The following is a 24,275-nucleotide window of genomic DNA, read 5'->3' as shown; positions in this document are numbered from 1 at the left end:
GAGGGGGGTCGCGGCCAGTCTCTCTTCTCCCCGTCCTTCGCGGGGAGAAGATGCCGGCAGGCAGATGAGGGGCGGTGCAAACGTTATTGGTCAGGTGCCCGGCATGAACTGGCAAAGCAAGGCCCCACTGTCTTTCCCCTCATGCCTGCGCATGGTAACAATCCGGTTCCTGGGATAACCGAAGCACAGCCTCGAAACCCGATACGCAACACCACGCCGTATCGGAGGCCCTTCCTCCGTCGCGGTGAAACGCGCGACGGGACGGACACGTGAACCTTCGGATATTCTTCCTGGCTTTCGCCACCTTTGCCACCGGCACGGCGGAAAACATTGTCATCGGCATCTTGCCGGGCATCGCTTCCGGCCTTGATATCTCGGTCGGCCTTGCCGGCCAACTGACGGCCGTCTTCTCGATCACCTTCGCGCTGACCGCTCCGTTGGCGCTTTTGCTGGCGGCGCGGCTGGAACGCAAGACCATGCTGGGTCTGGCGCTGCTGCTTTTCATCGCCAGCAACCTGCTTGCGGCGGCAAGCTCCAGCTATGCCGCCCTGTTCATGGCCCGTATCGGCATGGCGGCAGCCAGCGCTGCTGCCTGCCTCGTCGCCACGATGCTGGCGACGGAGCTTGTCGGCCCAGCCATGCGCGGCAGGGCGATCGGCATCATCTTCATGGGCGTCAGCGGCTCCATGGTGCTCGGCGTGCCGGTCGGGATGCTGATCGGCGGCCATTTTGGCTGGCGCGCCGTCTTTGTCGCGCTTGCCCTGCTGGCCGTGGCCGTGTTCCTGATCTGCCTGCGCACGCTGCCGACGGCGGGGCGCAGCAGCCCGGCGGCATCGGGATATCTGCAGCATCTGCGGTCGCGGCCGCTGGTTGCCGCCCAGCTTGTCTCGATCCTGATGATCGGCGGTCATTTCACGCTGTTCGCCTATCTGGCGCCCTATCTCACCGAGGCGGTCGGCGTTCCGCAGGACAACGTTGCGCTATTCTTTTTCGCTTTCGGCATCGCCGGCGTATGTGGCGGCTATTGCGGCGGCTGGCTGGCCGATGCCGTCGGGCCGCGTTTCGCCATCGTGGCGACGCCACTCGCCTATCTGGTCGCGCTTCTCGCCATACCGCTCGCGGCGAAAGTGCCCGGGCTTTTCATCGTCGCGATGATGGCCTGGGCGATGATCAGCTGGATGATCTCGCCTGTGGTGCAGAGCTTCCTCATGGCAACGGGGCCACAGACGGCAGAAGCCGGCGTCAGCCTCAACCTGTCGGCCATGCATGTCGGCGTCGGCCTCGGCACCGGGCTGGGTGGCCTGGTGCTGGTCTGGCTGCCTTTGCAGAATCTGCCCTGGCTTGGCGGGCTGTTGGCGGCAGGCGCCGTGGCTGCTGCCCTTGTCGCCGTGCGCCACAGCGCGCAAACGACGTGGACCACGCAGTCGGCCATATGAGTAATTCCTGCAGCAGATCGTCATCCTGTCATCGGCGCTGGCTTTTTCTAACAGTTGACGCAAAACCCACCTTTTATTTTAACGTCCGGCAAAGCGGCGAACCCTTAGGAGGAAGGCTTCGTCCGGGGCATTGCGATGAAACTCGACTTCTTGACGCTTTACATCGTCATCCTGCTCAACTCGCTGACGGTGGCGGTCATCTGGGGTGCCATCGCCTATCGCTACCGCAATTTCGCGGCGGCGCGCGTGTGGCTGGCCGGATGCGTGCTGTCCACCATCGGCGGCTGCGTGCTGGCCCTGCAGGGCAATGAGGGGAGCTATGTGCCCGCCGTTGTCGGCAACGGGTTCGTCATTTTCGGCTTCTGCATGTTCTGGGTCGGCGTGCGCGTCTTCTACGGCCAGTCCGGTGGCCTGAAGGCGAGCGTGGCGATCACCGCCGGCAGCCTGTTCCTGCTGCTTCTCCTGTTCGGCAGTCTGCAAGGCCGCAATCTCGTTTACGCCGGGGGCCAGTCGGTGCCGCTGGTGCTTGCCGCCTGGTATCTGCTGCGCTGGCATCGCAAGGATCTCGGCGCGATGATCGCGGCCACCGCCATGATCGTCGGCATCGTCGGCCATCTCATCGAAAGCCTCTTGAATGTCGGGCTGATGCTGGGCCGCGTCGACCAGGAGTTCTACACGACGGTGGAATCCTACGCGCTGCTGTGCGTGATCTTCTCGGGCGTGGTGTGGAACTTCGGCTTCACCATCATGTCGATCGGGCGGCTGCGCGAGGAACTTGCCGAACTTGCCCAGACCGACGACCTCACCGGTATTCCCAATCGGCGCCATTTCCTGGCCTTGCTGGAAGCCGAGGACAAGCGCACACGCCGCACCGGCCGCCATTTCTCGCTGATGTTGATCGATATCGATCACTTCAAGCGTTACAACGACACCAACGGCCATGCCTTCGGCGACCGTATTCTGCGCCAGTTCGCCGAGATCGCCACCACCATGGTGCGCGGCAGCGACATGGTGTTCAGGCTCGGCGGCGACGAGTTCGCCATCATCCTGCCGGAGACGACCGCGCGCCAGGCGGAAAAGGTCGCGTCCGTCCTCGTCGCTACCGTGCGAGAGGGCAGCGGCAAGACGGAGGACGAGGAACGCTTCACCATCAGCTTGGGCATCGCGGAATGGACGCCCGACATCTACGTCGCCGCTGTCGATCTCATGGCCAAGGCGGACGAGGCGCTTTATCGCGCCAAGGCGGCCGGCCGCGACGGCTACGCCATTTCCGGCATGAAGAACCGCCGGCCGGCCGGGCAGAGCCATCTCAAGCTGGTGGTTTCGTAAGGGCGGGTAGCCGTGCCCTTCTCCCCTTTGGCTAGGCGATTGGACGGGAGTTTCCACCTCAAGATTTGTCGCTAGGCTCCCCCCTTATCGAAGCTAATAAGCCACGACCGATTCAGCCCTTGGGCACCATTTCGACCTCCGAAACGCCGTATTGACAGGGTTTCGATGCCCGTCTAAATTTTTCTTCGCCTGTTAAGCAGGCAGGTGGCAACGGGGCCACCCAATCAGATCAAGGCAAGAAGGCCTCCCTTTGACTTCGGAAACGAAGCCATCGGGAGGCCTTTGTCGTTTTGGCGATACCGACCGAGATGCCGATGGGGAACCGGCGCCGGACGGCTATGACAAGGGACTTGCGTCGGCGAACCGAAAGATCGCGCCGCGCGCCTTCCGGGCCATGGCCTGAATGCGCTTCCACCGGGGAAAGCGGGTGAGGACAAGGACGTCCGATCGCGACGACAGCCGCACACGCAACGCGTTTGACCCCTGGGAGGGTGCCATGAACAACAAGACGGAGATCGAGACGCTCGACAGCGTCGATCATATCCTCGGAGAAGAATACGAACATCAACCCGTGCCGATGGCGGCGCGGCGCTCGACCTTTTCGGTGACGACGGTCTGGATCGGCTTTCCGATGATCATCACCGGCGCCATGACCGGTTCCATCCTCGTGCTCGGCATGGGCTTCACCAGCGCGCTGTGGGCGATGGTGATCGGCAACCTCATCATGTTCGCCTATGTCGGCGCGCTGGGGCTGCTCGGCACCAACCGCGGCATGAACTTTGCGCTGCTGGCCTCGATCGTGTTCGGCCGCAAGGGCTATGTCTTCGCCTCGGGCCTGCTATCGACGCTTCTGCTCGGCTGGTACGCCGTGCAGACCGGCATCACCGGCGCGCTGATCAGCTCTGCCTATGACCTCAATTATGTCGCGATGACCATCGTCGCCGGCCTGCTCTACATCGGCATCACCTTCGTCGGCGTGCACGGCCTGCACCTGATCGGGCTGGTCTCGGTGCCGCTCTTCGTCATCCTCGGCGGCTGGGTGGTGTTCGATGCCGCTTCAGCCTCCGGCTGGCAGGCGATCCTCGCCTATCCCGGCAACAATGGCGCGGCTACGATGTCCATGGGCGTGGGGTTGACCGTCGTCATCGCGCTCTTCATCGACGCCGGCACGGTGAGTGCCGACTTCAACCGCTGGGCCAGGGACGGCAGGAGCTCGCTGATCGCGACCTTCAGCGCCTTCCCCTTCGCCAACCTGATCGCCATGCTGGTCGGCGGCATCATGACGGCAGCGCTTGCCGTTCCGAATGCCAACCCGTTCGGTGCCGACAACATGTTCGGCTACATCAACGGCAAGCAGATGGTGTTCCTCAGCGCACTCGCCTTCGTGTTCCTCTACCTCAACCTGGGCTCTGTCTGCGCGCACTGCCTCTACAACGCCGCCACCGGCTGGTCGCGCATCTTCGGCACCCGCATGCGCGTGATGGCGGTGCTTCTCGGCGCCATCGGCATCGCGGTCGCGGCAGGCAATGTCTGGGCCTTCTTCATCCAGTGGCTGTCGCTGCTCGGCATCCTGGTTCCGCCGATCGGCGCCATCATCCTGGTCGACCAGTATCTGGCCCGCAAGAACGCCGAGATCGACCGTGACTGGCGCCCGACTGCCTTCATCGCCTGGATCATCGGCTCGGCGGTCGCCGTCATCGTCGAATTCTACCTGCCGCATTTCTCGACCGCGATCAGCGCGGCGCTCGCCGGCGGCATCGCCTATGCGGCGCTGGCGCTGCGGCCGTCGCCGGAGCGGGCAACCGCATGATGTTCCGGACGAGGCCCGGTCGCCGGGCCTCGTCTCAACGTTTGAAAGTAAAGGAAACTGCCTGATGCCTGATTATGAGATCTACTCGCTGGGCGATTTTGTCCTGCAACGCGGGGCGACGCTGCGTGATGCCAAGCTTGCCTACAAGACCTTCGGCAAGCTGAATGCCAAGAAGGACAATGTCGTCGTCTTCCCGACCTGGTATTCCGGCCAGCACGTCGACAATGAATGGCTGATCGGCAAGGGCATGACGCTCGACCCGGCGAAATACTTCATCATCATCCCGAACATGTTCGGCAACGGGCTGTCGTCGTCGCCCAGCAACACGCCGGAACCCTACAACAAGTCGCGTTTCCCGCAGGTGACGGCCTACGACAATGTCCGCGCCCAGCACCAACTGGTGACCGAGAAGTTCGGTATCAAGAAGCTGAAGCTGGTCGTCGGCTGGTCGATGGGCGCGCTGCAGACCTTCCATTGGGGTGCCATGTACCCGGATATGGTCGAACGCATCGCGCCGTTCTGCGGTTCGGCTAAATGCTCGCGCCACAATTTCGTGTTCCTGGAAGGGGTCAAGGCGGCGCTCACCGCCGATGCCGCCTGGAACAATGGCTGGTATGACGACAAGCCGGAAAAGGGCCTGCGCGCCATGGCCCGCGTCTATGCCGGCTGGGGCTTCTCGCAGGCCTTCTATCGCCAGGAGCTCGACCTCAAGGCGCTCGGCCATTCCTCGCTGGAGGATTTCCTGGTCTCCTTCTGGGAAGGTTTCTTCCTGCCCAAGGACGCCAACAACCTCCTGACCATGCTGTGGACCTGGCAGAATGGCGACATCAGCGACAACGAACTCTACAAGGGCGATTTCAAGAAGGCGCTCAAGGCCATCAAGGCCAAGGCTTTCGTCATGCCAAGCCGCACCGATCTCTACTTCCCGCCGGAAGACAGCGAGTTCGAGGTGGCTAACATGCCGAATGCCAAATTCGTTCCGTACGAGTCGGTCTGGGGTCATTTCGCGGGCGGGCCGGGAACCAGCCCGAACGACGTCAAATTCCTCGACGGCAAGCTGAAGGAACTTCTGGCCAGTTGACCCGCAAAGCGGCCGGCCTCAAGCTGCGCGGCCGGCCGCCGCATTCAGCAAGAATAACAACGAAATCCAGCGGCACTGGGGAACTTTGGGAGCGTATATTGACGAGATCAAGCAATACCTCCGAACCGTGGCGCGTCGGCGTCCTCTTCTCGCGCACCGGCTTCATGGCCGTGATCGAGGAGACGCAATTGCGCGGCACGCTGACGGCGATCGAAGAAATCAATGCTGCCGGCGGCATCAATGGCCGGCCGCTCGAGCCGGTGGTCTATGATCCCGGTTCCGAGGCCAGCGCTTTCGGCCGCTATGCCAAGAAGCTGATGGTCGAAGATGGCGTTTCCACCATCTTCGGCTGTTACACCTCATCCAGCCGCAAGGCCGTGCTGCCGGTGGTCGAAAGATTGAACGGGCTGCTGTGGTATCCGACGCTCTATGAGGGCTTCGAATTCTCGCCCAACGTCATCTACACCGGGGCGACGCCGAACCAGAACAGCGTCGAACTCTGCCGCATCCTGATGGAGCGCTACGGCACCCGCTTCTATTTCATAGGCGCCGACTACATCTATCCGCGCGAATCCAACCGCATCATGCGTGAATTGATCCGCAACAGCGGCGGCACGGTCGTGGGCGAGTCCTATGTGCGCATGGGCGCGTCGCGGGGCGAGTTCCTGCCTGTGATGCGCGACGTCAAGCGCGCGCAGCCCGACGTCATCTTCTCGACGGTCGTCGGCGACGGCACGGTCTATCTCTACCAGGCCTATGCCGATCTCGGGCTCGATCCCAAAGTCATGCCGATCGCTTCCCTCACCACGACGGAGGCCGAAATCCGCGCCATGGGCTTCGATGTCGGCGAAGGCCACATCACCGCGGCGCCCTATTTCCAGGGCGTCGGCAGCGAGCGCAACTCATCCTTCGTGCGCGATTACAAGAAGCGCTACGGCGATGACGAGCCGACAAACATGTGCCTTGAGGCGTCCTATTTCCAGGTCAATGCCTTCGCCAAGACGCTCGAACAGACGAACTCGATGGACACCGAGATCCTGCGCGCTTCCGTGATGGGATCGGAGTTCGAGGCGCCGCAAGGCGATGTCGCCATCAACCCCTTATGGGGCCATGCCGATCTGTGGACGCGCATCGGTCGCGCCAACCGGCAGGGCCAGTTCGATCTCGTTTATGAATCGCCATCCTGCGTCCTGTCGGACCCTTATCTGCTGGGTTACGGGCGCAGCCTTGGCCAGAAAAATCTCGAGCTCGCATAGCGCGGCGGGGAGGAGAGAATGCAGGAAACCATCGACATCGCAAGATTTGCCCGCGAACCGCAGGGCGCGGGCGCCAGGAAGGACGCAAGCGGTCGCGACGCCCCTTCCGGTCCATCCTCTTCGCGTTCGTTCTGGAACCTCAAGGTGGCCGTCATCGTCGATCGCGATGACGACGGCGAACGACTGATCCGCGAACTGCAGCGCCTGCGCTGCGACGTGCATCACGAATGGCCGATGCCCTCGCAGATACCGGCGCAATACGACGTCGTCTTCTGCGTGCTTTCACCCGACCTGCCGCAGCGCCTGCCCTGGATCCCCGGTGAGCCGGCCTCGGCACTGGTCGTCATCGATCCCGGCACCGGCATGCTTGACCTCAACCTGCTCCACAATTGCGCGGCGCACGGCGTGCTGCATTATCCCGTGACGTCGCGCTCTGTACAGTCGACGCTGGCGCTGGCGCGCGGTCATTTCCTCTATGAGCGCAGGCTGAGAGGCCGCATCGAAAAGCTGGACGAGAGCCTGCGCACCATGCGCAGCGTCGAGCGGGCGAAGTCGTTGCTTATGCGGCTAAAGAATGTCAGCGAGGAAGAGGCTTACAACTATCTCCGGCGCCAGGCGATGGAACGGCGCGTCACGATCGGCGCTGTCGCCAGCGCCATCATTGACTCCTACGAACTTCTTGGCTAGCGTTCGACCATCGGCAGCAACGACGCTGCCGGCGAAATACAGGTAACGGAACCTCACGACTTTCGCGGAAGCGGGACGTGGGGTTTTTTGTTGCATACGATCTTACTCTAGCGAGCCGGCATGGTTCGCAGCGGCGTCGCTGCCGCTAAAAACAACAGGGCAATACGGCCTCGAAACGGTCTGCTTCGGCAGCTCGCTTCGGGGCCTTTTTTGTTTTCAGGGGAGAAGAAGGTGAAAAGCAATCGTCGCAGTTTTCTGAAGGCCACTGCCGCTTTCGGCACCGTGTCCCTCGTCGGGTTCCCGCATATCTGGAGCAAGAATTCCTCGCTCGCCTACGCCGCCGACGGGGAGATCAAGGTGGGTGTGCTGTTCTCGCTCACCGGCACCACAGCCATCATCGAGGAGTCGCTCAACAAGGCGACGATCATGGCGATCGAAGAGATCAACGCCGCTGGCGGCATCAACGGCAGGAAGCTCGTGCCGGTGGTCGAGGATCCGGCATCCGATCCGGCGACCTTCGCCGAAAAGGCGCGCAAGCTGGTGCTGTCCGACAAATGCGTTTCGGTGTTCGGCTCCTACACCTCGGCCAGCCGCAAGGCGGTGCTGCCGGTGTTCGAGAAGCAGAACAATCTCTACTGGTACCCGACCCTCTATGAGGGCCGCGAATGCTCGAAGAACGTCATCTACACCGGCGCCGTGCCCAACCAGCAGCAGGACGATTTCATCCCCTGGCTGGTCGAGAAGTTCGGCAAGCGCTGGTACCTGATCGGCTCGAACTACATCTATCCCAAGGAAGAGAACAACTACTGCAAGAAGCTCCTGGCTGAGCTCGGCGCCGAAGTGGTGGCCGAAGAATACGTGCCGCTCGGCCATTCGGAATTCTCGTCCGTCATCAACAAGCTGAAGGCTGAGAAGCCGAACGTCATCTTCTCCACCGTGGTCGGCGATTCCGTCGTGGCGCTGCATCGCCAGTACCACGCCGCCGGCCTCGATCCCGAGAAGATGCCGATGGCGAGTCTCACCACCTCGGAGAACGAAGTGGCGGCGATGGGCGGCGAGGCGGCCGCGGGCCACTTCACCTCGGCGCCTTACTTCATGGTGTGGGACTCGCCCGAGAACCACAAATTCGTCGACGCCTACAAGAAGCGCTGGGGCGGCGACAAGGTCACCCACTTCGTGTCCGAACCGTCCTATTTCCAGATCTACCTGTTCAAGCAGGCGGTCGAGAAACTGGCCGGTTCCGACATCTCGCCCAATGCCATCCGCGAGGCGGTGAAAGGGCAGGAACTGGTGGCCCCGCAGGGCAAGGTCCGCGTCGAGCCGGAGAACCTGCACACCTGGCTGTGGCCGAAGATCGGCCAGTGCCAGGCCGACGGCCAGTTCAAGATCCTGAAGCAGTCGGCCAACTGGCTCGAGCCCTCACCCTACAAGGCCTACCCCAACCAGCACTGCACGGCCGAAGGCCTCAAGCAGAGCTGAGTGCCCGCGCGTCGGCCGAAAATCGGAACCGATTTTCGGAAAGCACGATGCGCAGTCCAAAAGCCCGGTGGCGGGCTTCGCACCGCCACCGCCTCCTCTTTTCCGGAAGAAGCGGCGACATGGAAATCTTCGTCTCCCAGATCATGACGGGCCTGAGCATCGGCTCCATCCTGCTTTTGGTCGCGCTCGGCCTCGCCATCATCTACGGCGTCACCGGCGTCATCAATCTTGCCCATGGCGAGTTCGTCATGCTCGGCGCCTACGCGGCCTGGTTCCTGCAGACGCAGTTCGGCCTCGGCCTGCTGGCGAGCCTTGTGCCGATCTTCCTGCTGCTGGCGCTGTTCGGCTGGCTGATCGAAGCGCTGGTCATCCGCCATCTCTACGACCGGCCGCTCGACACGATCCTGGCGACCTGGGGCATCGGCGTCATGGCGCAGCAGGCGATCCGCCTGACCGCCGGCGGCGAGCTGCGCTACGTGCAGATGCCGAAATCGCTGTCGCAGAGCGTCAACATCCTCGGCGCGACCGATTCCGCCTACCGCCTGTTCATCCTGTTCCTGTCGCTCGGTCTGTTTGCGCTGACCTGGGGTATCTACCGCTATACCAGTTTCGGCTTGAAGCTGCGCGCCATCACCCAGAACCGCGCGGTCGCCTCCTCCTTCGGCATCAATGCCGGCCGTCTCTATCGCACCACCTTCGCTTATGGCGCCGGCATGGCCGGCCTTGCGGGCGCGCTGGTGTCGCCGCTGAAGAGCGTGTCGCCCGAAATGGGCACCACCTATGTCGTCGACGCCTTCATGGTGGTGGTGCTTGGCGGCACCCAGAGCCTGATGGGCACGCTGGCAAGCTCGGGCATCCTCGGCGAGCTGTCGGGTTACCTCGCCTTCTATTCCAACGACACGATCGCCAAGGCGCTGGTGCTGCTCGCCATCGTCGTCCTCATCCGCTTCCGGCCGCAGGGCCTGTTCACCGCCCGCGTTCGGGCCTGAAGTCATGTCGAACCAGGGAAACAACAGAGTGCCAGAGCAAATCCAGGAAAAGGGCATAGCGGTTTTCCGTCCGGAATTGCGTGAAAACAAAGAACTAGAGCGTTTCCGCGTTTCCGTGAAAAACGGAAACGCTCTAGCCAGAACGAAGACCGAAATCGCGCTCTACGCGGCGGTGTGCTTGGCCATCCTGCTGGTGCCGGTGTTCCTGCAGGACGCCTTTCTGCTCAACAAATACGCCCGCTATCTCGTCTTCGGCATGCTGGCCGTCTCGCTCAGCCTGTCCTGGGGCTACGCCGGCATCCTGAACCTCGGCCAGGCGATGACCTTCGGCATCGGCTCCTACTGCATGGCGATGATGCTGAAGCTGAAGACCGTTCCGGTACACACCGGCGCCGACGGGCTGCCCGACTTCATGGTCTGGAACAACGTCACCGAATTGCCGTGGTTCTGGACACCGTTCTACTCGCCGCTGTTCGGTGTGCTGGCCGGCATCCTGCTGCCCGCTTGTGTGGCGGCACTGCTCGGCTGGTTCGTGTTCAAGGGCAGGGTCACCGGCGTCTACGCGGCCATCATCACGCTTGCCGCCATGGTGGTGGTGCAGCTTGTCATCATCGACCAGCAGGCCTTCACCGGCGGCTTCAACGGCATCACCGATCTCGGCCAGTTCGACATCGCCGGCATCACCTTCGATGCCTATGGTTCGTCGAGCTATTATCTCGTTGCGATCTGCCTGACGGTCACGCTGTTCCTGGCGCTCGCCATCACCAAGAGCAAGACCGGGTTGATCGTGCAGGCGATCCGCGACGAGGAGGATCGCGTCCGTTTCTTCGGCTACGATGTCGCGCTCTACAAGATCTTCATCTTCTCGGTTTCGGCTGCGATCGCCGGCCTTGCCGGCATGCTCTACACCATCGTCATGGAGTTCGCCTCGCCGACCTTCCTCGGCGTGCCACTCTCGCTTTCTGTCGTCATCTGGGTCGCGGTCGGCGGCCGCCAGAGCCTGCTCGGCGCCATGCTCGGCGCCCTCATCGTCACTGGCGTGCAGGGCGCGCTGTCGGAATCCGAAACCTTCCTCGACACCTGGACCCTGATCATGGGCCTGCTGTTCGTGCTCGTCGTGCTGTTCCTGCCGCAAGGCATCGCCGGCGCCTTCGCCAGCCTCGCCAGACGCTTCGAGCGGCAGCGGCCCGCGCCTGCGCGGAAGCCGGTACAGCACACCGAACCCGTGCCCAACGGCCGCGAGATCGAGAGCACGCGATGACCAGCAGCCTGCATTTCTCACACTCCATGTGGCCTGCGCCGGTTCAAGAAGCCGACAGGGTAGGAGCCATGCGCAGACGCGATGCTGGGACATCGCGCAAGCATCGCGACGCACACTGTCGGTTTCTTCAACCGGCCCTCCGGGTTGCCTTTCGGCGGACGTCTACGGCGCCGAGAGGCTCAACCGTATGCCCAATACGCTCTTTGCCCCTCGGCGCCGTATCCGCCTCGCCCAAAGTGCAACGCAGGCTACATGGAGTGTGAGAAATGCAGGCTGACCAGCTTATTGTCGAGAACGTCAGCGTGTCCTTCAGCGGCTTCCGCGCCGTGTCGGACCTCTGCCTCAAGGTCCGCGCCGGAGAGCTGCGTTGCCTGATCGGCCCGAACGGTGCCGGCAAGACCACCGCACTCGACCTGATCTGCGGCAAGACCAGGCTGTCGGGCGGCGAGATTCTGTTCAAGGGCAAGCCGATCCACCGGCTCAGCGAACACGCCATCGCGCGCGCCGGCATCGGCCGCAAGTTCCAGGTGCCCAGCGTGTTCCGGGCGCTCAGCGTGCGCGACAACCTCCACATCGGCCATTCGAAACAACCCGGTGTGCTCGCCAATCTGGCGACCTTCGGCCAGGGCAGCGACACCGAAGACATCGAACGGCTGGCCGAACTGGTCGGGCTCGAGGACGAACTCGACACGCCGGCCGCGCACCTGTCGCACGGCCAGACGCAATGGCTGGAGATCGCGCTGATCCTGGCGCAGGACCCCTCGCTGATCCTGATGGACGAACCCACCGCCGGCATGACCGCGCAGGAGACCAAGAAGACGGCGCAGCTCTTCAACCGGCTCGGCGGTCGCCACACGCTGATCGTCGTCGAGCACGACATGGGCTTCGTGCGCGACATCGCCCAGACCATTTCTGTCATGCACCAGGGCAAGCTGCTCGCCGAAGGCAGCATTACCGACATCGAAAGCAACCAGGCGGTGCGTGACGCCTATCTCGGTTCCGGAGGGATCGGCCATGCTTGAGCTTGCCAATGTCGACGGCTTCTATGGCCGCAGCCGCGCCCTGCAGTCGGTGTCGATGACGGTGGAGAACGGTGACTTCTTCTCCGTGCTCGGCCGCAACGGTGTCGGCAAGACCACGCTGCTGCGCACCGTGCTCGGCCTGATGAGCCGCACCTCGGGTTCGATCCGCCTCGACGGTGAGGAACTGGTGGCCAGGCCCACCCATGCGCGCGCGCTGGCCGGCCTCGGCTATGTGCCGCAGGGGCGTGGCATCCTGCCTGGCTTCACCGTGCGCGAGAACCTGATGGTCGGCACTTTTGCCGCAAAGGGTGGCGGCGGCCGCATCACCGAGTGGGTGCTCGACCTCTTCCCGATCCTCAAGGAATTCCTCAACCGCCGTGGCGGTAACCTGTCCGGTGGCCAGCAGCAGCAACTGGCGATCGCCCGGGCGCTGCTGTCGGAACCCAAGGTGATGCTGCTCGACGAACCCACCGAAGGCATTCAGCCCAACATCGTCGAACAGATTGAGGACGTGCTGATCGACCTCAACCGCAAGCAGGGGCTGACCATCGTGCTGGTCGAGCAGAACATCGCCTTTGCCCGCCGCGCCTCGAAACATTTCGCGATCCTCAATCGCGGCAGCGTCGCCGTCGGTGGCGCCATTACTGAGCTAAGCGACGACCTCATCCACAGACACCTCGTCGTCTAGATGCCCGGAGCATCGTGCTCCGACAAAACGTTCAGCAACCACAGGAGGAGACTGAAAAATGTACCATGGCGATATTTCGAGCAGCAACGACACCGTCGGTGTTGCCGTCGTCAACTACAAGATGCCGCGGCTGCATACGCGCGAAGAAGTGCTCGCCAATGCCCGCAAGATCGCCGACATGGTGGAAGGCATGAAGCGTGGCCTGCCCGGCATGGATCTGGTGATCTTCCCGGAATATTCCACGCACGGCATCATGTACGACCAGAAGGAGATGTACGAAACGGCCTCCGCCGTACCCGGCGAGGAGACGAAGATCTTCGCCGAGGCCTGCAGGAAGGCGCGCGTCTGGGGCGTGTTCTCGCTGACCGGCGAGCGCCATGAAGAGCATCCCAACAAGGCGCCCTACAACACGCTGATCCTGATGAACGACAAGGGCGAGATCGTGCAGAAATATCGCAAGATCATGCCCTGGGTGCCGATTGAGGGTTGGTACCCCGGCGACTGCACCTATGTCTCCGACGGCCCGAAGGGGCTGAAGATCTCGCTCATCATCTGCGACGATGGCAACTATCCGGAGATCTGGCGCGACTGCGCCATGCGCGGGGCGGAGCTGATCATCCGCTGCCAGGGTTATATGTATCCGGCCAAGGAGCAGCAGATCCTGATCTCGAAATCGATGGCCTGGGCCAACAATGTCTATGTCGCGGTCGCCAATGCCGCCGGCTTCGACGGCGTCTATTCCTATTTCGGCCATTCGGCGATCATCGGCTTCGACGGTCGCACGCTCGGCGAATGCGGCACCGAGGAGAACGGCATCCAGTATGCCCAGCTCTCGACCTCGCTGCTGCGCGACGCGCGCCGCAACATGCAGTCGCAGAACCACCTCTTCAAGCTGCTGCACCGCGGCTACACCGGCCTGATCAATTCCGGCGACGACACGCGTGGCCATGCCGTGTGCCCGTACAACTTCTACCATCAGTGGATCACCGATCCGGAAGGCACGCGCGAGAAGGTCGAGGCGATGACCCGTCAGACGGTCGGCACGCCGGAAAGCCCGATCGAAGGCATCCCCAACAAGGTGGCGGCGCATCGCTGAACGGCGCGGCCACCGGCGTGTCGCGGTCACCTGGAGCGCCGCGCGTCCTCTTGGACGTGCAAAGGACGCTCCAGCACGTTGGGTGGGCGCATGATCCTTTCCGAAAATCGGTTCCGATTTTCGGGGTCATGCGCCGGGGACCGCGGCACGTTTGGCCCGGGTTTTCCATTCACGCCTTTTTTGCTCGCGGTGTCTCTGCCGCGCGGGCTCGCTCTGCCAGGGCTCGGGGAAGCGAGCGGGCAGGCGGAACTGAACGGCAATTGCATCGAGGTTGGAAATGCACAGCACCAGCGGCGCCAAATCGGCTCACGATCCTGCGCTCGACGATTTCAGGATTACCCAGGAACCCTATTACCGCTCCGTCGGGCACGAGGTCGCGCTGTTCGAGGCCGCCTATGGCGCGCGCATGCCGGTCATGCTGAAGGGGCCGACCGGTTGCGGCAAGACCCGTTTCGTCGAACACATGGCCTGGCGGCTCAAGCGCCCGCTGGTCACGGTTTCCTGCCATGAGGACATGACCGCGTCCGATCTCGTTGGGCGCTATCTGCTCGATGCCGATGGCACCGTCTGGCATGACGGGCCGCTGACATTAGCCGTGCGCTCCGGCGCCATCTGCTACCTCGACGAGATCGTCGAGGCACGGCAGGACACCACGGTCGTAATCCACTCGTTGACCGATGACCGCCGCATCCTGCCGCTGGAGAAGAAGAACGAGGTCTTGAAGGCGCATCCCGACTTCCAGCTCGTCATCTCCTACAATCCCGGCTACCAGAGCGTGCTCAAGGACCTGAAGGAATCGACCAAGCAGCGTTTCGCGGCGATCGCCTTCACCTATCCGGATGCCGCGATCGAAGCCGAGATCGTGGCATCCGAGTCCGGCGTGAAAAAGCCCGTCGCCGAAACGCTCGTGCGCATCGCCCAGCGTTCGCGCAATCTCAAGGGCCACGGCCTGGAGGAGGGCGCCTCGACGCGCATGCTGATCAATGCCGGCCAGCTCGTCGCCGGCGGCATCGCGCTCGACCAGGCCTGCGAGGTGGCGCTGGTGTTGCCGATCACCGACGATGCCGACATGCGCGACGCGCTCACCGCCGCGATCGCGGCCTGTCTCTGACGGCGATGATCGCTGAGCAGAAGACGATCATGCAGTCGGACGAGGCCATCCGGGCAGCCTTCCCGGGCGATCTCTACCAATCCTGGGGCGATGTCTGCCGCCGCCTTGTCGGCGCCGGTTATGGCGATGTCGTCACCGACAGCTATATGAGGCATTCGCCCGAACTCGCCCGCCTGGCTTCGCCGCAGGCGGCGATCGCGCTGGCGGCGATCGTCTCGGGTCTGGCCATCCGCGCCGGTCGTCGCGCGGCGTCGCTGGCGCCGGTCGCAGCGATCGTCGCGGCAAAACGCTACAACGATGCCGCCTCGCTGCAGGAATGGCTGCGGCTCGTCGAGCAGGTCGGCGATCAGGCACCGGAATCGGCAGGCGCCCTGCTCGACCAGACCGCCAGCCTCACCGCGCGCCTCGACGTGCGCGCGCTGGCCTCCTGGGTCCGGATCGGCCTGCGCTCGAACAATGGCGAGCCGGAGCGGCGCCTGCGCTTCTTCACGCTGGAAGACCCCAATGCGCGGCGCTGGCTGTTGCGCGAGAGCGGCGAAGTCGGCTTCCTCGACCTCGAAGCGCGACTGAAGCCCTATCTGGCAGCCCTCTGGGGCGAGACGCCGCCGATGCGCGAGACGCCGGCCAATGCGCCGGAACAGGCCAGGCGCCGGCCGGGCTTCGACGGCAGCGTCGTCAGGCTGCCCGCCGCCTGGCCCGGCTTTTCCGGCAGCGACAGCGAAAAGCTCTACCGGGCCGCCGTCGCCCATATCGGCGCCCATCTCAAATTCTCGCACGAACGCTTTCCGGTCGGCGCCCTGAAACCGGCCCAGATCGCGCTGGTGTCGCTGATCGAGGATGCCAGGGTTGAACAGCTGGCGATGCGCGAACTGCCCGGCCTTGCCCGCCTGTTCAAGCCCTTCCATGTGGCGGAGGCGTTCGGCACCGCCACCGCGCCTGGCCTGTTCGCGCGGTTGGCACGGGCGCTCGCCGATTCGGACTATGACGATCCCGATCCCTGGGTGCAGAAGGGCCGTCGCGCCTTCTTCGAAGCCGAGGCAGACTGGGGCAGCCAGCAGATCAGTCGCCGTATCGGCGATCTGCTCGGCAACGATCTTGGCCAGATGCGCGTGCAGTTCGATCCGAAGAACTATGTCGTGCAGCCACCTTACCGCGACGACAATCTCGGCCTCTGGGATTTCGGCGACGATGACCAGCAGCAAGCGTCGGAGGCTGAGCAGGTGCTATCCTCGGCGCGTATCCGGCAAGAGCAGGATGACAGCCGTCCGCCCGACCGCACCGAAACCGAAATGGGTGACACCGGCGGGCGCGTCGAAGTGATCGAGCAGGCGCATGATGGGGTGCTGGTCGCCCGTTACCCCGAATACGACTATGTCGCCGCGCGCGAGCAGCCCGAATGGACCTCGGTCAAGGAATATGCGCCGAAAGCCGCCGCGAATGGTCCGGTCGCCCGGCTTGCCGAAGAGCATGCCGATCTCGTCGCGCGGGTGGCGGCGCTGATCCGCTCCGCCCGGGTCAGCCGCGCCGAACGCCTGCGCCGCCAGCCGGAAGGCGAATTCCTGGACCTGGACGCTTGCATCGAGGCGACTGTCGCCCGCCGCATTGGCGAGGCAGCCGATCATCGCATCCACGGCCGCTACGAGCGGCGCAGCCGCGACCTGTCGGTGCTTCTGCTGCTCGACATCTCGCAGTCGACCGCCGAGAAGGTACGCGGCTCGACGCGTTCGGTTCTGGATGTCGAGCGCCAGTCGGCGGCCCTGCTGGCACGGGCAATGGCCGGGCTCGGCGACCCTTTTGCCATTGCCGCTTTCTGTTCCGACAAGCGCGATGACGTGCGTTATGTCCGCATCAAGGATTTCAACCGCACCTATGACGCTCTCATCGATGCGCGCCTCGACGGTCTGGAAAGCGGGCTTTCCACCCGCATCGGCGCCGCCATGCGCCATGCCGGCGCCGACCTTGCTCGTGAGCGCAGCTACCGTCGCCTGCTGCTGGTCGTCACCGATGGCGAGCCCTCCGACATCGATGTCGAGGATCGCCAGTATCTGGTCGAGGACGCCCGCAACGCTGTGCATCACCTCAATCGTTTCGGCATCGACACATTCTGTGTCGGCCTGGATTCGAGTGCGGATTCCTATCTCGGCCGCATCTTCGGTCAGCGCAACGCCATCACCATCGCGGCGGTCGAGCGGCTGACCGACCTGCTGCCGAAGCTCTATCTGACGCTGAGCCGATGACGGAATGCAGCAGCTGAATTTGGGGCTCAAGTCGCCAGTCGGGGGGCATCGCTTGGGTTGCAGGGGATCGAAAAAGATGGGGGAAACAAGAGCGATGCATCATACGGAAACGGCCGCCATAGCCGCGCGATTGCTGGGCTTGCGCCAGCTCCGCAACGTCACCCAGATGGAGCTGGCCAGCCATATCGGCGTCTCCTACCAGCAGCTGCAGAAATACGAGCGCGGGCGCAACCGCATCTCGCCGGCGATGCTGCAGCGCTGCGCCGCATATCTCAGCGTGTCGATCGATTATTTCTTCCCGGAACACGCCCCCATCTCGGCCGTCGCCACCCGTGTGCGCAAGGGCGGCAATCCCGCCGGCCACGACGGGGAAGTTGGTGGTCTCCCCGACCCGTCGGATTGGAAGATGTGGAAGGAATTCCTGGCGCTGCCTTCGAACATGAAGGATTCGATCCGCTCCCTCGTGGCCGATATCCATGATGTGCATCTCGGGCGGAAGGTCGCGCCTGCACGCCCTTCTTCGCGGATCAGATCAAATTCGGCTGTCCAATAGGCAAACACTCCGACGGGAATGCCTGGTTTGAAAGGACGGCTGCTCCCATTTCTGCATTGAAGCAGGGCACGGCTTCGTCTATGAAGCCGTTGACCGGCTCCAACGGGCTGGTTCGTTTTCTGGATCTCGTGATCCTGGAAGCACCCGTAGCTCAGCTGGATAGAGTACTGCCCTCCGAAGGCAGGGGTCACAGGTTCGAATCCTGTCGGGTGCGCCATTTCAGTACAGAACTATGAACGCCGAACGCCGCCGATTGCCCGCTTGAAGCGGCGACGAGCGTTCGTAGCAGTTCCGACTTCGATCCCATGATGCGGACCTCCGTGTCGGCAACCTCGACACGCTGCGCCAGGGCGCGCAGGTGGTCGCGGCGGTAGCCGCCATTATCGAGTCGCATCCGTTCACGAGCCCTGCGGGCGAATGCCTTGAGCATGTCCGGGCTAACAGCTTGGTTGCCGGTGCTATCGAGCGCGAGCTGCGTGCGCTCGGCGTCGGCTTTGGCCTGATCGCGCAATGCCTGGAGGCCGGCGATGCGCTCCTTCAACAGCGGGTCGTCCTTATCGACCGTGCCGGATTCGATAGCGTCATATAGACGACCGAGCCGCTGATCGGTGTCGGTGATTCGCCTGTGGAGTTCGGCAAGGTGTTCTCGCCGGCGCTCAGTGCGCTCCTGTCGCCGGTCGATGACGCTGGATAGGATCGTCTCCAGTCGCTTGGGCTGGAGCAAGCGTTCCTCGATATGGCCGGCGACCAAATGGTCGAGCCGGTCCATGGGGATCGTGCGGCCCTTGCAGCCGGTCTTGCCCTGCCGCGCCTTGGTCGAGCAGGTGTAATAGCGATATGTGCCGCCCGCGCTGCCCCTGCCGGTGCGGAGCGTCATCGCGCCCCCGCACTTGGCGCAGAAGCAAATGCCGGTCAGAAGCGTGGGGCCGCTTGAGATGCGCGCCGGAGTCACCATGGGATTGCGGGACTTCAGGCGAGCCTGCACGGCATCGAACGTCTCACGGTCGATCAGTCGCGGCACGGCCATGATCGCCACCTCGCTCGCGGGCTTTCTTACCCGATCCTTGTGGGAGCGCGTGTTGAATCGGTGCTCGCCGATATAGGTCGTGCGGGTCAGGATGGCGTGGATTTGCGCGAGACCCCAGCGCCCGCCGTCGCGGGTGAAGATGCGGCGCTCATTGAGGTAGCAGGTAATGGCCTTGACGCCCAACGTGCCCGAGGTGCCGTCACCTTCAAGGAATAGCCGATAGATCAGACGCACCGTATCCGCGTGCAGCGGATCGATCTCCAGCTTCTTCTTGGTTTTCGATCCGCGCTGCTCGGCCGCAACGATGCGATAGCCGATCGGCGGCAAGGCGCCGTTCCAGAAGCCTTGCCGCGCATTCTCGTTCATGGCGCGCAGGACGTGCTTGGCGTTCTCCTTCGACTGATACTCGTCGAACAGTGCCATGACCTGCCGCATCATGACGTGCATGGGATCGTCGCCCATCTCCTGCGTGATGGAGACGAGCTTGACGCCGTTCTTCGCCAGCTTGCGGACGTAGAACTCCAACTCGAAGTGATCGCGGAAGAAGCGCGAGAAGCTGTGGACCACGACGATATCGAACGACGCGGGCTTGGACGTGCCGGCTTCGATCATGCGCTGGAACTCAGGGCGGCGGTCGTTCGTAGCCGAGGCCCCGGTCTCCACGAAGGTCTCGACAAGCCGATAGCCGCGCGACGCGCACCAGGCTTCGCCCTGCTTGCGCTGGTCGGGGATCGAGACGTCGTGCTCGGCCTGGCGTGTCGTAGAAACACGCAAATAGAGCGCGGCGCGCAGGGTGGCACTGTTAGGATTGTGGATGTTCATCGCCGCCCTCCTGCAGTCTTCCGAAGCGCTGCGCGCTCGGTCAGCGGCAACACCAACTCGACGCGATCATAAATGACTTTAGGCGCGAGCTTGCGTCCCTGACCCTTCTCCATGCGGACGAGGCCATAGTTCTCCATCGTTTTCAGGGTGCGCGAGAGATTGGAGGGTGCCCGTCCGGTAATCTCTGCCAGTTCCTCAAACGACGCTGGCGCTTTCTCAGCGATGATGCGGAGCAATTCGCGGTTTCCAGCCGACAGCAATTTGGCGAAGGATTCGGTTGAGGTGAACCACACCTTGGGATCGCCGGCCGCCGGCTTTTCTTCGCCGCGCGCGATCCGCATGGTGCGGGCCTTCATCTCGTTGTAATCGGCAATGCCGACCTTCAATGTCGTCATAGCGGCCTCGTTCACTCTCCTTTCATATCATTTTGTGATAGGTTTTGCAAATCATCTTTTGGTTTCTTCGGGCTCAACAGTTCATCGAAGACATCGCCGAACCAGCGCTCGAACACCTGGATTTCAGCTTCGGTGACAGGCACGTATTCTGGCCAGTCGTCGACGACACGCAATGGCCCACCATCGGCCCGACGAATATGATCGCGCGGACGGCTGAGAGTCAGCGTGAAATCGTCGGCGTAGTCATAAAGATTGTCGGGAAGCGTTTTGGGGACCGGCAGTCGTGGACGCCCTTTCCGGGCGCGACGGCGTTGCGCGCACATTAAATCCTCCTTGGTTGTCGCGGGATTCCGGGTGGCGAGAAGCCCCGGAGTTAGGCGAACCATGGAGGGAGATTGGCGGCCTGTAGCGTGCCGCATTCGCGCCTATGCGCAGGCGGCACCCCGATGCCTGTCCGGCTTTCAACCACGGCTGGTCTTGCCGTTGGCGAGATCGACGATGAAGCCATTGGCCAGACGCACGCCGATAATCACGTCGTCCAATCGGTAGTTATTGTTGTTGCCTCTGAGGCGATAGCCTGCGTCCTCTACGACACGTACATCGAACCATTGATGAGGTTCTGTCTGGCCCCAGTATTTGCTACGTCGCTTGATGCGCGCTACGAGCTGCTGGTCCATCATGTCAGTCTCCGTTTCGGTGAAAACCGGAGAGGCACGGTCTTTACCTTCGTCATGATGAGGGCGGGGCTTTGGGAGCGGTCTGACCGGCAGTACCGCGCTTCGCCTTTGCAAATTCTCGATCCGTAGCGATGAAGCGCTCCAGCATCGGCACGATCAGCTTCACCGGCTCTATCGGCTTCTGTCCCGCATCTGCGAGCAAGCGTCCGTAAATCTCCAGATTCCTGAATAGCGGCGCTGGCAATTCGAGCGTCATTTTCACGGGCTTGTCGTTTTCGATGGGCCCGAGCTTCAATTTCGTCATGAATTATCCCCTGTAAGGTTCGAGGACCAAATCGCGCGTAACGACAATCCTGACCGGGAAGCCCGGCCGGATGGTCAGCGTCGGTGGGACATTGAGCTGGCGGCGGATGATTTGCTGGCCGGCATCATTGATAGTGTCCTGGCCGCCGTTGCGGATCGCGCGCAACAGCCGATCCTCATCATTGATCGCAAGCTCGGCGCCGACGGAGAGCAGCGTCGAGAGGCCGGCCGCCTTCGCGAGATCCCACCAATGATAATCGACGCCGTCCTCGAGGCCGGCATAGCCAGCCGCATCTGCGCCGGGCTGGCGCTCCAGCACGATGGAACGACCGTTGGGCAGGATCAGGCGATTCCAGACGAGCAGCACGCGGCGCTGCCCGAATTGCACATTGTTATCGTACTGGCCGATAATCCGCGTGCCCTGCGGGACGAGCAGGATGCGGCCCGTGGGGCTGTCATAGATGTTCTCCGTCACCTGCGCGGTGATTTGGCCGGGCAGATCGGAACGGATGCCGGTGATCAGCGCAGCCGAAATCACGGCCCCGGCCTGGAGCACGAAGGGCGATGCCGGCGGCATGACGCGATCCGACGACGTGGTGCGTCGATCGACAGCGGCATTGAGGAAGGCGAGCTGTTTGTCCTGCGCGGTCGGTTGGCTGCGCTGGCCGGTCAGGTCGAGCCCGCCGAAATTCGGCATGGTCATGCCTGCCTGAGGTGTGGTCGCGGTCGAGGTGCCGGGCGCGGTCTGGAAGAAGACGCGCGATGTGCGCGCGGCTTCTTCCTCGGCCAACCGGCGTTGTTCGGCTTCATCGACCCTGGGTGTCGTGATGGTCGGCGGCACGACAGGTTGGCCCCTGTTATGCGCATCAACGATCGGACGCCCGAGATCGCCAGGCAGCGGCGGGCCAAGGATAGGCCCGGTATAGTCGCGCGGCAGTCCGGCGAGCCCATCTGCGGGTTGCCGGTTGGTGGTGGAGTAAAGCTCTTGGCCGCTATTGCCTCCATCGCGCGTCTGGAGCGCGTAGATCAGCGCGCCGCCGACGCCAAGTGACACGACGACGCCGATACCAGCGAGCACCTTCCGCGAGAGACGGGTGACGCGCGGCGGCTCGGCGTGAAGCCGCATCGGGGGGACGGTGTTGGTTTGGTTCTCGTTCATTATGACGGCCTCCCGTCCGTGCGGACGATCCTGACAGTCTGCTGCTTGTCGCCGCCAAGCCGCAGCTCGGCTGCGCCGAACAGGCGATCGACGATCAGGATGTTTCGGTAAATGCGGCTGTTGACGATCTGCGCCTCGCCGTCCGGGCCGATGACGAAGATCGGCGGCATCTCGCCTTGCACGATGCCACGCGGAAACTCGACATAAGCGCGCCGGCCATCGTCATAGACGGAGACGGGCTTCCACGGCGGATTGTCGCCGGAGAGGCCGTAGCGATAGTTGCGCGCGGCGAGGGCCGGGATGACCGGCGTTGCCGGAATGCTCTGGCGCTGGCCGGCCGGCGGCTGCGGATACGCCCAGGCGACGGACGGCATGTAGGGCTTTTGCCTGGAGCGCAATTCGAGGAAGTAGGTGCGCCGATCGGTGGTGATGACCAGATTGGTGGTGATGTCGGCGCGCGAGGGCTTCACCAGCACATGGACGCGGCGTGTGACGCCAGAGCCGGATTCCGTGTCACCAATGATCCAGCGTGCGGTGTCGCCGGCCGCGATCGGTCCCGCGCCGGTCAGGCTTTCGCCCGGCTCCAGGGCGATATCGGTGATCTGGCCGGGCGCGGCATAGACCTGATAGAGCGCGCCTTCCGACCACGGATAAATCTGGATGGCGTTGTAGTAACCCTCGCGGCGCGGCTGGACGCGGGCGGCGGCATTGGCGTTCTCGATACGGGCGATGGGCGCGCTCGCGGTCGTGCCGCCACGCGCCGGCGTCCAGGCCGGCGGGATGTGGAGCGGTTTCGGCCGATCGTCGGTGACGGACGCGGGCACGGCGGGTAGCGGCGGTACGTCAGCGTCGTAACTGATCTGCGGCGGCTTCTGCGGCGTCGCGCAGCCGGCGAGCATCGTGCCGGACAGCAGCAAAGCCGCGATTGCGGGTTTACGGAAAGACGGCTTTCCGTCTTTGCGGATCGTCGGCCGGCTCATTGGCTCATCTCCCGCGACCAGTTGATGGCGTTGACGTAGATTCCGAGCGGATTGGCCTTGAGCCGATCGGCGTCGCGCGGCGGCTGGATGACGATGGTCAGGATCGCGGTCCAGCGCTCGGTCGTGGAGAGCTGGCCGCTCTCGTAACGGCGCTCGGTCCAGGCGACGCGAAAGCTATCGGGCGACGCGCGAATGACGCTCGACACCTCGACGGCGATCTGTTGCTTGCCGACCTTCACAAAGGGATCATTGACGCGCGCGTAATCGTTGAGCGCCGCCGAACCGCGATCGGTGGCCCACTCGTAGGCGCGCAGCCAGTTCTGGCGAACGATGACCGGGTCGGCCGGGATCGACCGGACCTGCTCGATGAAGCGCGCCAGATGCCACGCCACTTGTGGATCGGTCGGCCGATAGTCGGCCGCAGCGGGCGCGACGGCCTGCGCCTGACCGAGATTGTCGACCTGCACCACCCACGGCACGACGATTCCGCGCGCCGACTGCCACACGAGCGCGGCCGCGAAGCCGGCGGAGAGGATCAATGATCCGAAGGCCATGGTGCGCCAGTTCTTCGCCTGCACGCGGGCGGAGCCGATGCGCTCGTCCCAGACCTGCGCCGCGCGCTGGTATGGGGTCTCGGGTTGGGGTGTCTTGCCGTAATGCGCGGCGGGTCGCTTGAAGAAGCTCATGTGCGATCACTTTCGGAGAGGTTGACGGAAGAACCGGAGCCGTGGCTGTCGCCGGAGCGGACGGCGTGCGCGGTGGTATGGACGGCATGGCCCATGTGTCCGCCGCGGCGCATGCGTTGCGCCCAGGCCGGCGGCCCTTGTGCGGCCGCAGCGCCACCGCTCGTGTTGCCGCCGGCCGTGCCCATTGTCGA

General features: G+C 63.5%; 23 protein-coding genes, 1 tRNA gene and 1 pseudogene. 16 read left to right on the top strand and 9 right to left on the bottom strand.

The window, feature by feature from the left end; translation table 11 throughout:
* Window positions 1-269: 269 nt before the first annotated feature.
* The 16 genes from AO692_RS27170 (at window position 270) to AO692_RS27095 (ending at window position 18,252) form a co-directional block, all read left to right on the top strand.
* Window positions 270-1,436, top strand: a complete 1,167-nt coding sequence (locus AO692_RS27170) for an MFS transporter (RefSeq protein WP_054313183.1) — start codon at window positions 270-272, stop codon at window positions 1,434-1,436.
* Between the two features lie 135 nt (window positions 1,437-1,571).
* Window positions 1,572-2,765: a GGDEF domain-containing protein gene (locus AO692_RS27165; RefSeq protein ID WP_054313182.1), complete on the top strand. Its 1,194-nt coding sequence runs from the start codon at window positions 1,572-1,574 to the stop codon at window positions 2,763-2,765.
* Between the two features lie 496 nt (window positions 2,766-3,261).
* Window positions 3,262-4,575: a cytosine permease gene (locus AO692_RS27160; RefSeq protein WP_054313181.1), complete on the top strand. Its 1,314-nt coding sequence runs from the start codon at window positions 3,262-3,264 to the stop codon at window positions 4,573-4,575.
* A gap of 64 nt (window positions 4,576-4,639) precedes the next feature.
* Window positions 4,640-5,656, top strand: coding sequence for an alpha/beta fold hydrolase (locus AO692_RS27155; RefSeq protein ID WP_054313180.1), 1,017 nt, complete (start codon window positions 4,640-4,642; stop codon window positions 5,654-5,656).
* 98 nt (window positions 5,657-5,754) lie between these two features.
* Entirely contained in the window at window positions 5,755-6,912 is a 1,158-nt protein-coding gene (locus AO692_RS27150; RefSeq protein WP_152979987.1) for a transporter substrate-binding domain-containing protein, read from the top strand.
* Window positions 6,913-6,930: 18 nt separating this feature from the next.
* On the top strand, window positions 6,931-7,599 hold the full coding sequence (locus AO692_RS27145) for an ANTAR domain-containing protein (protein WP_054313179.1): 669 nt from the start codon (window positions 6,931-6,933) through the stop codon (window positions 7,597-7,599).
* Window positions 7,600-7,830: 231 nt separating this feature from the next.
* Window positions 7,831-9,078, top strand: coding sequence for a transporter substrate-binding domain-containing protein (locus AO692_RS27140; RefSeq protein ID WP_054313178.1), 1,248 nt, complete (start codon window positions 7,831-7,833; stop codon window positions 9,076-9,078).
* A 119-nt stretch (window positions 9,079-9,197) separates the two neighbouring features.
* A complete protein-coding gene (urtB, locus tag AO692_RS27135; protein ID WP_054313177.1) occupies window positions 9,198-10,067 on the top strand; it encodes an urea ABC transporter permease subunit UrtB in 870 nt (289 codons plus the stop codon).
* Window positions 10,068-10,095: 28 nt separating this feature from the next.
* Window positions 10,096-11,328: an urea ABC transporter permease subunit UrtC gene (urtC, locus tag AO692_RS27130; RefSeq protein ID WP_244483506.1), complete on the top strand. Its 1,233-nt coding sequence runs from the start codon at window positions 10,096-10,098 to the stop codon at window positions 11,326-11,328.
* A gap of 266 nt (window positions 11,329-11,594) precedes the next feature.
* The gene (urtD, locus tag AO692_RS27125; RefSeq protein WP_054313176.1) at window positions 11,595-12,350 is read left to right on the top strand and encodes an urea ABC transporter ATP-binding protein UrtD; all 756 of its coding nucleotides are present in this window, start codon (window positions 11,595-11,597) and stop codon (window positions 12,348-12,350) included.
* A complete protein-coding gene (gene urtE / locus AO692_RS27120) occupies window positions 12,343-13,038 on the top strand; it encodes an urea ABC transporter ATP-binding subunit UrtE (RefSeq protein ID WP_054313175.1) in 696 nt (231 codons plus the stop codon). The genes urtD and urtE overlap by 8 nt, the downstream gene beginning before the upstream one ends.
* A gap of 58 nt (window positions 13,039-13,096) precedes the next feature.
* Window positions 13,097-14,134, top strand: coding sequence for an aliphatic amidase (locus AO692_RS27115; protein WP_054313174.1), 1,038 nt, complete (start codon window positions 13,097-13,099; stop codon window positions 14,132-14,134).
* A gap of 277 nt (window positions 14,135-14,411) precedes the next feature.
* The gene (locus tag AO692_RS27110; RefSeq protein ID WP_054313173.1) at window positions 14,412-15,245 is read left to right on the top strand and encodes a CbbQ/NirQ/NorQ/GpvN family protein; all 834 of its coding nucleotides are present in this window, start codon (window positions 14,412-14,414) and stop codon (window positions 15,243-15,245) included.
* A gap of 29 nt (window positions 15,246-15,274) precedes the next feature.
* Window positions 15,275-17,482 (top strand): VWA domain-containing protein, encoded by a 2,208-nt coding sequence (locus AO692_RS27105; protein WP_161808135.1) that lies wholly within the window; start codon window positions 15,275-15,277, stop codon window positions 17,480-17,482.
* Window positions 17,483-17,576: 94 nt separating this feature from the next.
* Window positions 17,577-18,035 carry a helix-turn-helix transcriptional regulator gene (locus AO692_RS27100; RefSeq protein WP_054313171.1) on the top strand — a complete coding sequence of 153 codons (459 nt, stop codon included), beginning with the start codon at window positions 17,577-17,579 and terminating at the stop codon, window positions 18,033-18,035.
* Window positions 18,036-18,175: 140 nt separating this feature from the next.
* A tRNA-Arg gene (locus AO692_RS27095) sits at window positions 18,176-18,252 on the top strand.
* On the opposite strand, the gene AO692_RS32490 is transcribed toward AO692_RS27095, so the two are convergent.
* From AO692_RS32490 to AO692_RS27055, 9 genes and pseudogenes are all read right to left on the bottom strand, one after another.
* Window positions 18,223-19,884, bottom strand: coding sequence for a recombinase family protein (locus AO692_RS32490; protein ID WP_082407584.1), 1,662 nt, complete (start codon window positions 19,882-19,884; stop codon window positions 18,223-18,225). The genes AO692_RS27095 and AO692_RS32490 overlap by 30 nt on opposite strands.
* Window positions 19,881-20,279, bottom strand: coding sequence for a helix-turn-helix domain-containing protein (locus AO692_RS27090; RefSeq protein WP_054313170.1), 399 nt, complete (start codon window positions 20,277-20,279; stop codon window positions 19,881-19,883). Before AO692_RS27090 ends, AO692_RS32490 begins: the two co-directional genes overlap by 4 nt.
* 11 nt (window positions 20,280-20,290) lie before the next feature.
* Window positions 20,291-20,602 carry a hypothetical protein gene (locus tag AO692_RS33565; RefSeq protein WP_082407583.1) on the bottom strand — a complete coding sequence of 104 codons (312 nt, stop codon included), beginning with the start codon at window positions 20,600-20,602 and terminating at the stop codon, window positions 20,291-20,293.
* 138 nt (window positions 20,603-20,740) lie between these two features.
* On the bottom strand, window positions 20,741-20,959 hold the full coding sequence (locus AO692_RS27080; RefSeq protein ID WP_054313168.1) for a hypothetical protein: 219 nt from the start codon (window positions 20,957-20,959) through the stop codon (window positions 20,741-20,743).
* A gap of 49 nt (window positions 20,960-21,008) precedes the next feature.
* On the bottom strand, window positions 21,009-21,260 hold the full coding sequence (locus AO692_RS27075) for a DUF2274 domain-containing protein (RefSeq protein WP_054313167.1): 252 nt from the start codon (window positions 21,258-21,260) through the stop codon (window positions 21,009-21,011).
* A gap of 3 nt (window positions 21,261-21,263) precedes the next feature.
* Entirely contained in the window at window positions 21,264-22,418 is a 1,155-nt protein-coding gene (locus AO692_RS27070; protein WP_054313166.1) for a TrbI/VirB10 family protein, read from the bottom strand.
* Window positions 22,418-23,398 (bottom strand): P-type conjugative transfer protein TrbG, encoded by a 981-nt coding sequence (trbG, locus tag AO692_RS27065; RefSeq protein WP_054313165.1) that lies wholly within the window; start codon window positions 23,396-23,398, stop codon window positions 22,418-22,420. Before trbG ends, AO692_RS27070 begins: the two co-directional genes overlap by 1 nt.
* The gene (gene trbF, locus AO692_RS27060) at window positions 23,395-24,084 is read right to left on the bottom strand and encodes a conjugal transfer protein TrbF (protein ID WP_054313164.1); all 690 of its coding nucleotides are present in this window, start codon (window positions 24,082-24,084) and stop codon (window positions 23,395-23,397) included. The genes trbG and trbF overlap by 4 nt, the downstream gene beginning before the upstream one ends.
* Window positions 24,081-24,275: pseudogene (locus tag AO692_RS27055) on the bottom strand (P-type conjugative transfer protein TrbL); the annotation flags it as partial. The pseudogene AO692_RS27055 and the gene trbF, both read right to left, overlap by 4 nt.

The sequence above is a fragment of the Mesorhizobium sp. 1M-11 genome (assembly GCF_001303895.1).
Lineage (GTDB): Bacteria > Pseudomonadota > Alphaproteobacteria > Rhizobiales > Rhizobiaceae > Mesorhizobium.
This window is presented reverse-complemented; position numbering and strand designations above follow the sequence as displayed.

Excerpts from the sequence above, each read along its gene's own strand:
- urtE (WP_054313175.1), top strand. The coding sequence starts at position 12,343 with ATGCTTGAGCTTGCCAATGTCGACGGCTTCTATGGCCGCAGCCGCGCC.
- AO692_RS27070 (WP_054313166.1), bottom strand. The coding sequence starts at position 22,418 with ATGAACGAGAACCAAACCAACACCGTCCCCCCGATGCGGCTTCACGCC.
- urtB (WP_054313177.1), top strand. The coding sequence starts at position 9,198 with ATGGAAATCTTCGTCTCCCAGATCATGACGGGCCTGAGCATCGGCTCC.
- trbG (WP_054313165.1), bottom strand. The coding sequence starts at position 23,398 with ATGAGCCGGCCGACGATCCGCAAAGACGGAAAGCCGTCTTTCCGTAAA.
- AO692_RS27165 (WP_054313182.1), top strand. The coding sequence starts at position 1,572 with ATGAAACTCGACTTCTTGACGCTTTACATCGTCATCCTGCTCAACTCG.
- AO692_RS33565 (WP_082407583.1), bottom strand. The coding sequence starts at position 20,602 with ATGTGCGCGCAACGCCGTCGCGCCCGGAAAGGGCGTCCACGACTGCCG.
- AO692_RS27110 (WP_054313173.1), top strand. The coding sequence starts at position 14,412 with ATGCACAGCACCAGCGGCGCCAAATCGGCTCACGATCCTGCGCTCGAC.
- AO692_RS27080 (WP_054313168.1), bottom strand. The coding sequence starts at position 20,959 with ATGATGGACCAGCAGCTCGTAGCGCGCATCAAGCGACGTAGCAAATAC.
- AO692_RS27145 (WP_054313179.1), top strand. The coding sequence starts at position 6,931 with ATGCAGGAAACCATCGACATCGCAAGATTTGCCCGCGAACCGCAGGGC.
- AO692_RS27160 (WP_054313181.1), top strand. The coding sequence starts at position 3,262 with ATGAACAACAAGACGGAGATCGAGACGCTCGACAGCGTCGATCATATC.
- AO692_RS27115 (WP_054313174.1), top strand. The coding sequence starts at position 13,097 with ATGTACCATGGCGATATTTCGAGCAGCAACGACACCGTCGGTGTTGCC.
- AO692_RS27090 (WP_054313170.1), bottom strand. The coding sequence starts at position 20,279 with ATGACGACATTGAAGGTCGGCATTGCCGATTACAACGAGATGAAGGCC.
- AO692_RS27105 (WP_161808135.1), top strand. The coding sequence starts at position 15,275 with ATGCAGTCGGACGAGGCCATCCGGGCAGCCTTCCCGGGCGATCTCTAC.
- urtD (WP_054313176.1), top strand. The coding sequence starts at position 11,595 with ATGCAGGCTGACCAGCTTATTGTCGAGAACGTCAGCGTGTCCTTCAGC.
- AO692_RS27155 (WP_054313180.1), top strand. The coding sequence starts at position 4,640 with ATGCCTGATTATGAGATCTACTCGCTGGGCGATTTTGTCCTGCAACGC.
- AO692_RS32490 (WP_082407584.1), bottom strand. The coding sequence starts at position 19,884 with ATGAACATCCACAATCCTAACAGTGCCACCCTGCGCGCCGCGCTCTAT.
- AO692_RS27100 (WP_054313171.1), top strand. The coding sequence starts at position 17,577 with ATGCATCATACGGAAACGGCCGCCATAGCCGCGCGATTGCTGGGCTTG.
- trbF (WP_054313164.1), bottom strand. The coding sequence starts at position 24,084 with ATGAGCTTCTTCAAGCGACCCGCCGCGCATTACGGCAAGACACCCCAA.
- AO692_RS27075 (WP_054313167.1), bottom strand. The coding sequence starts at position 21,260 with ATGACGAAATTGAAGCTCGGGCCCATCGAAAACGACAAGCCCGTGAAA.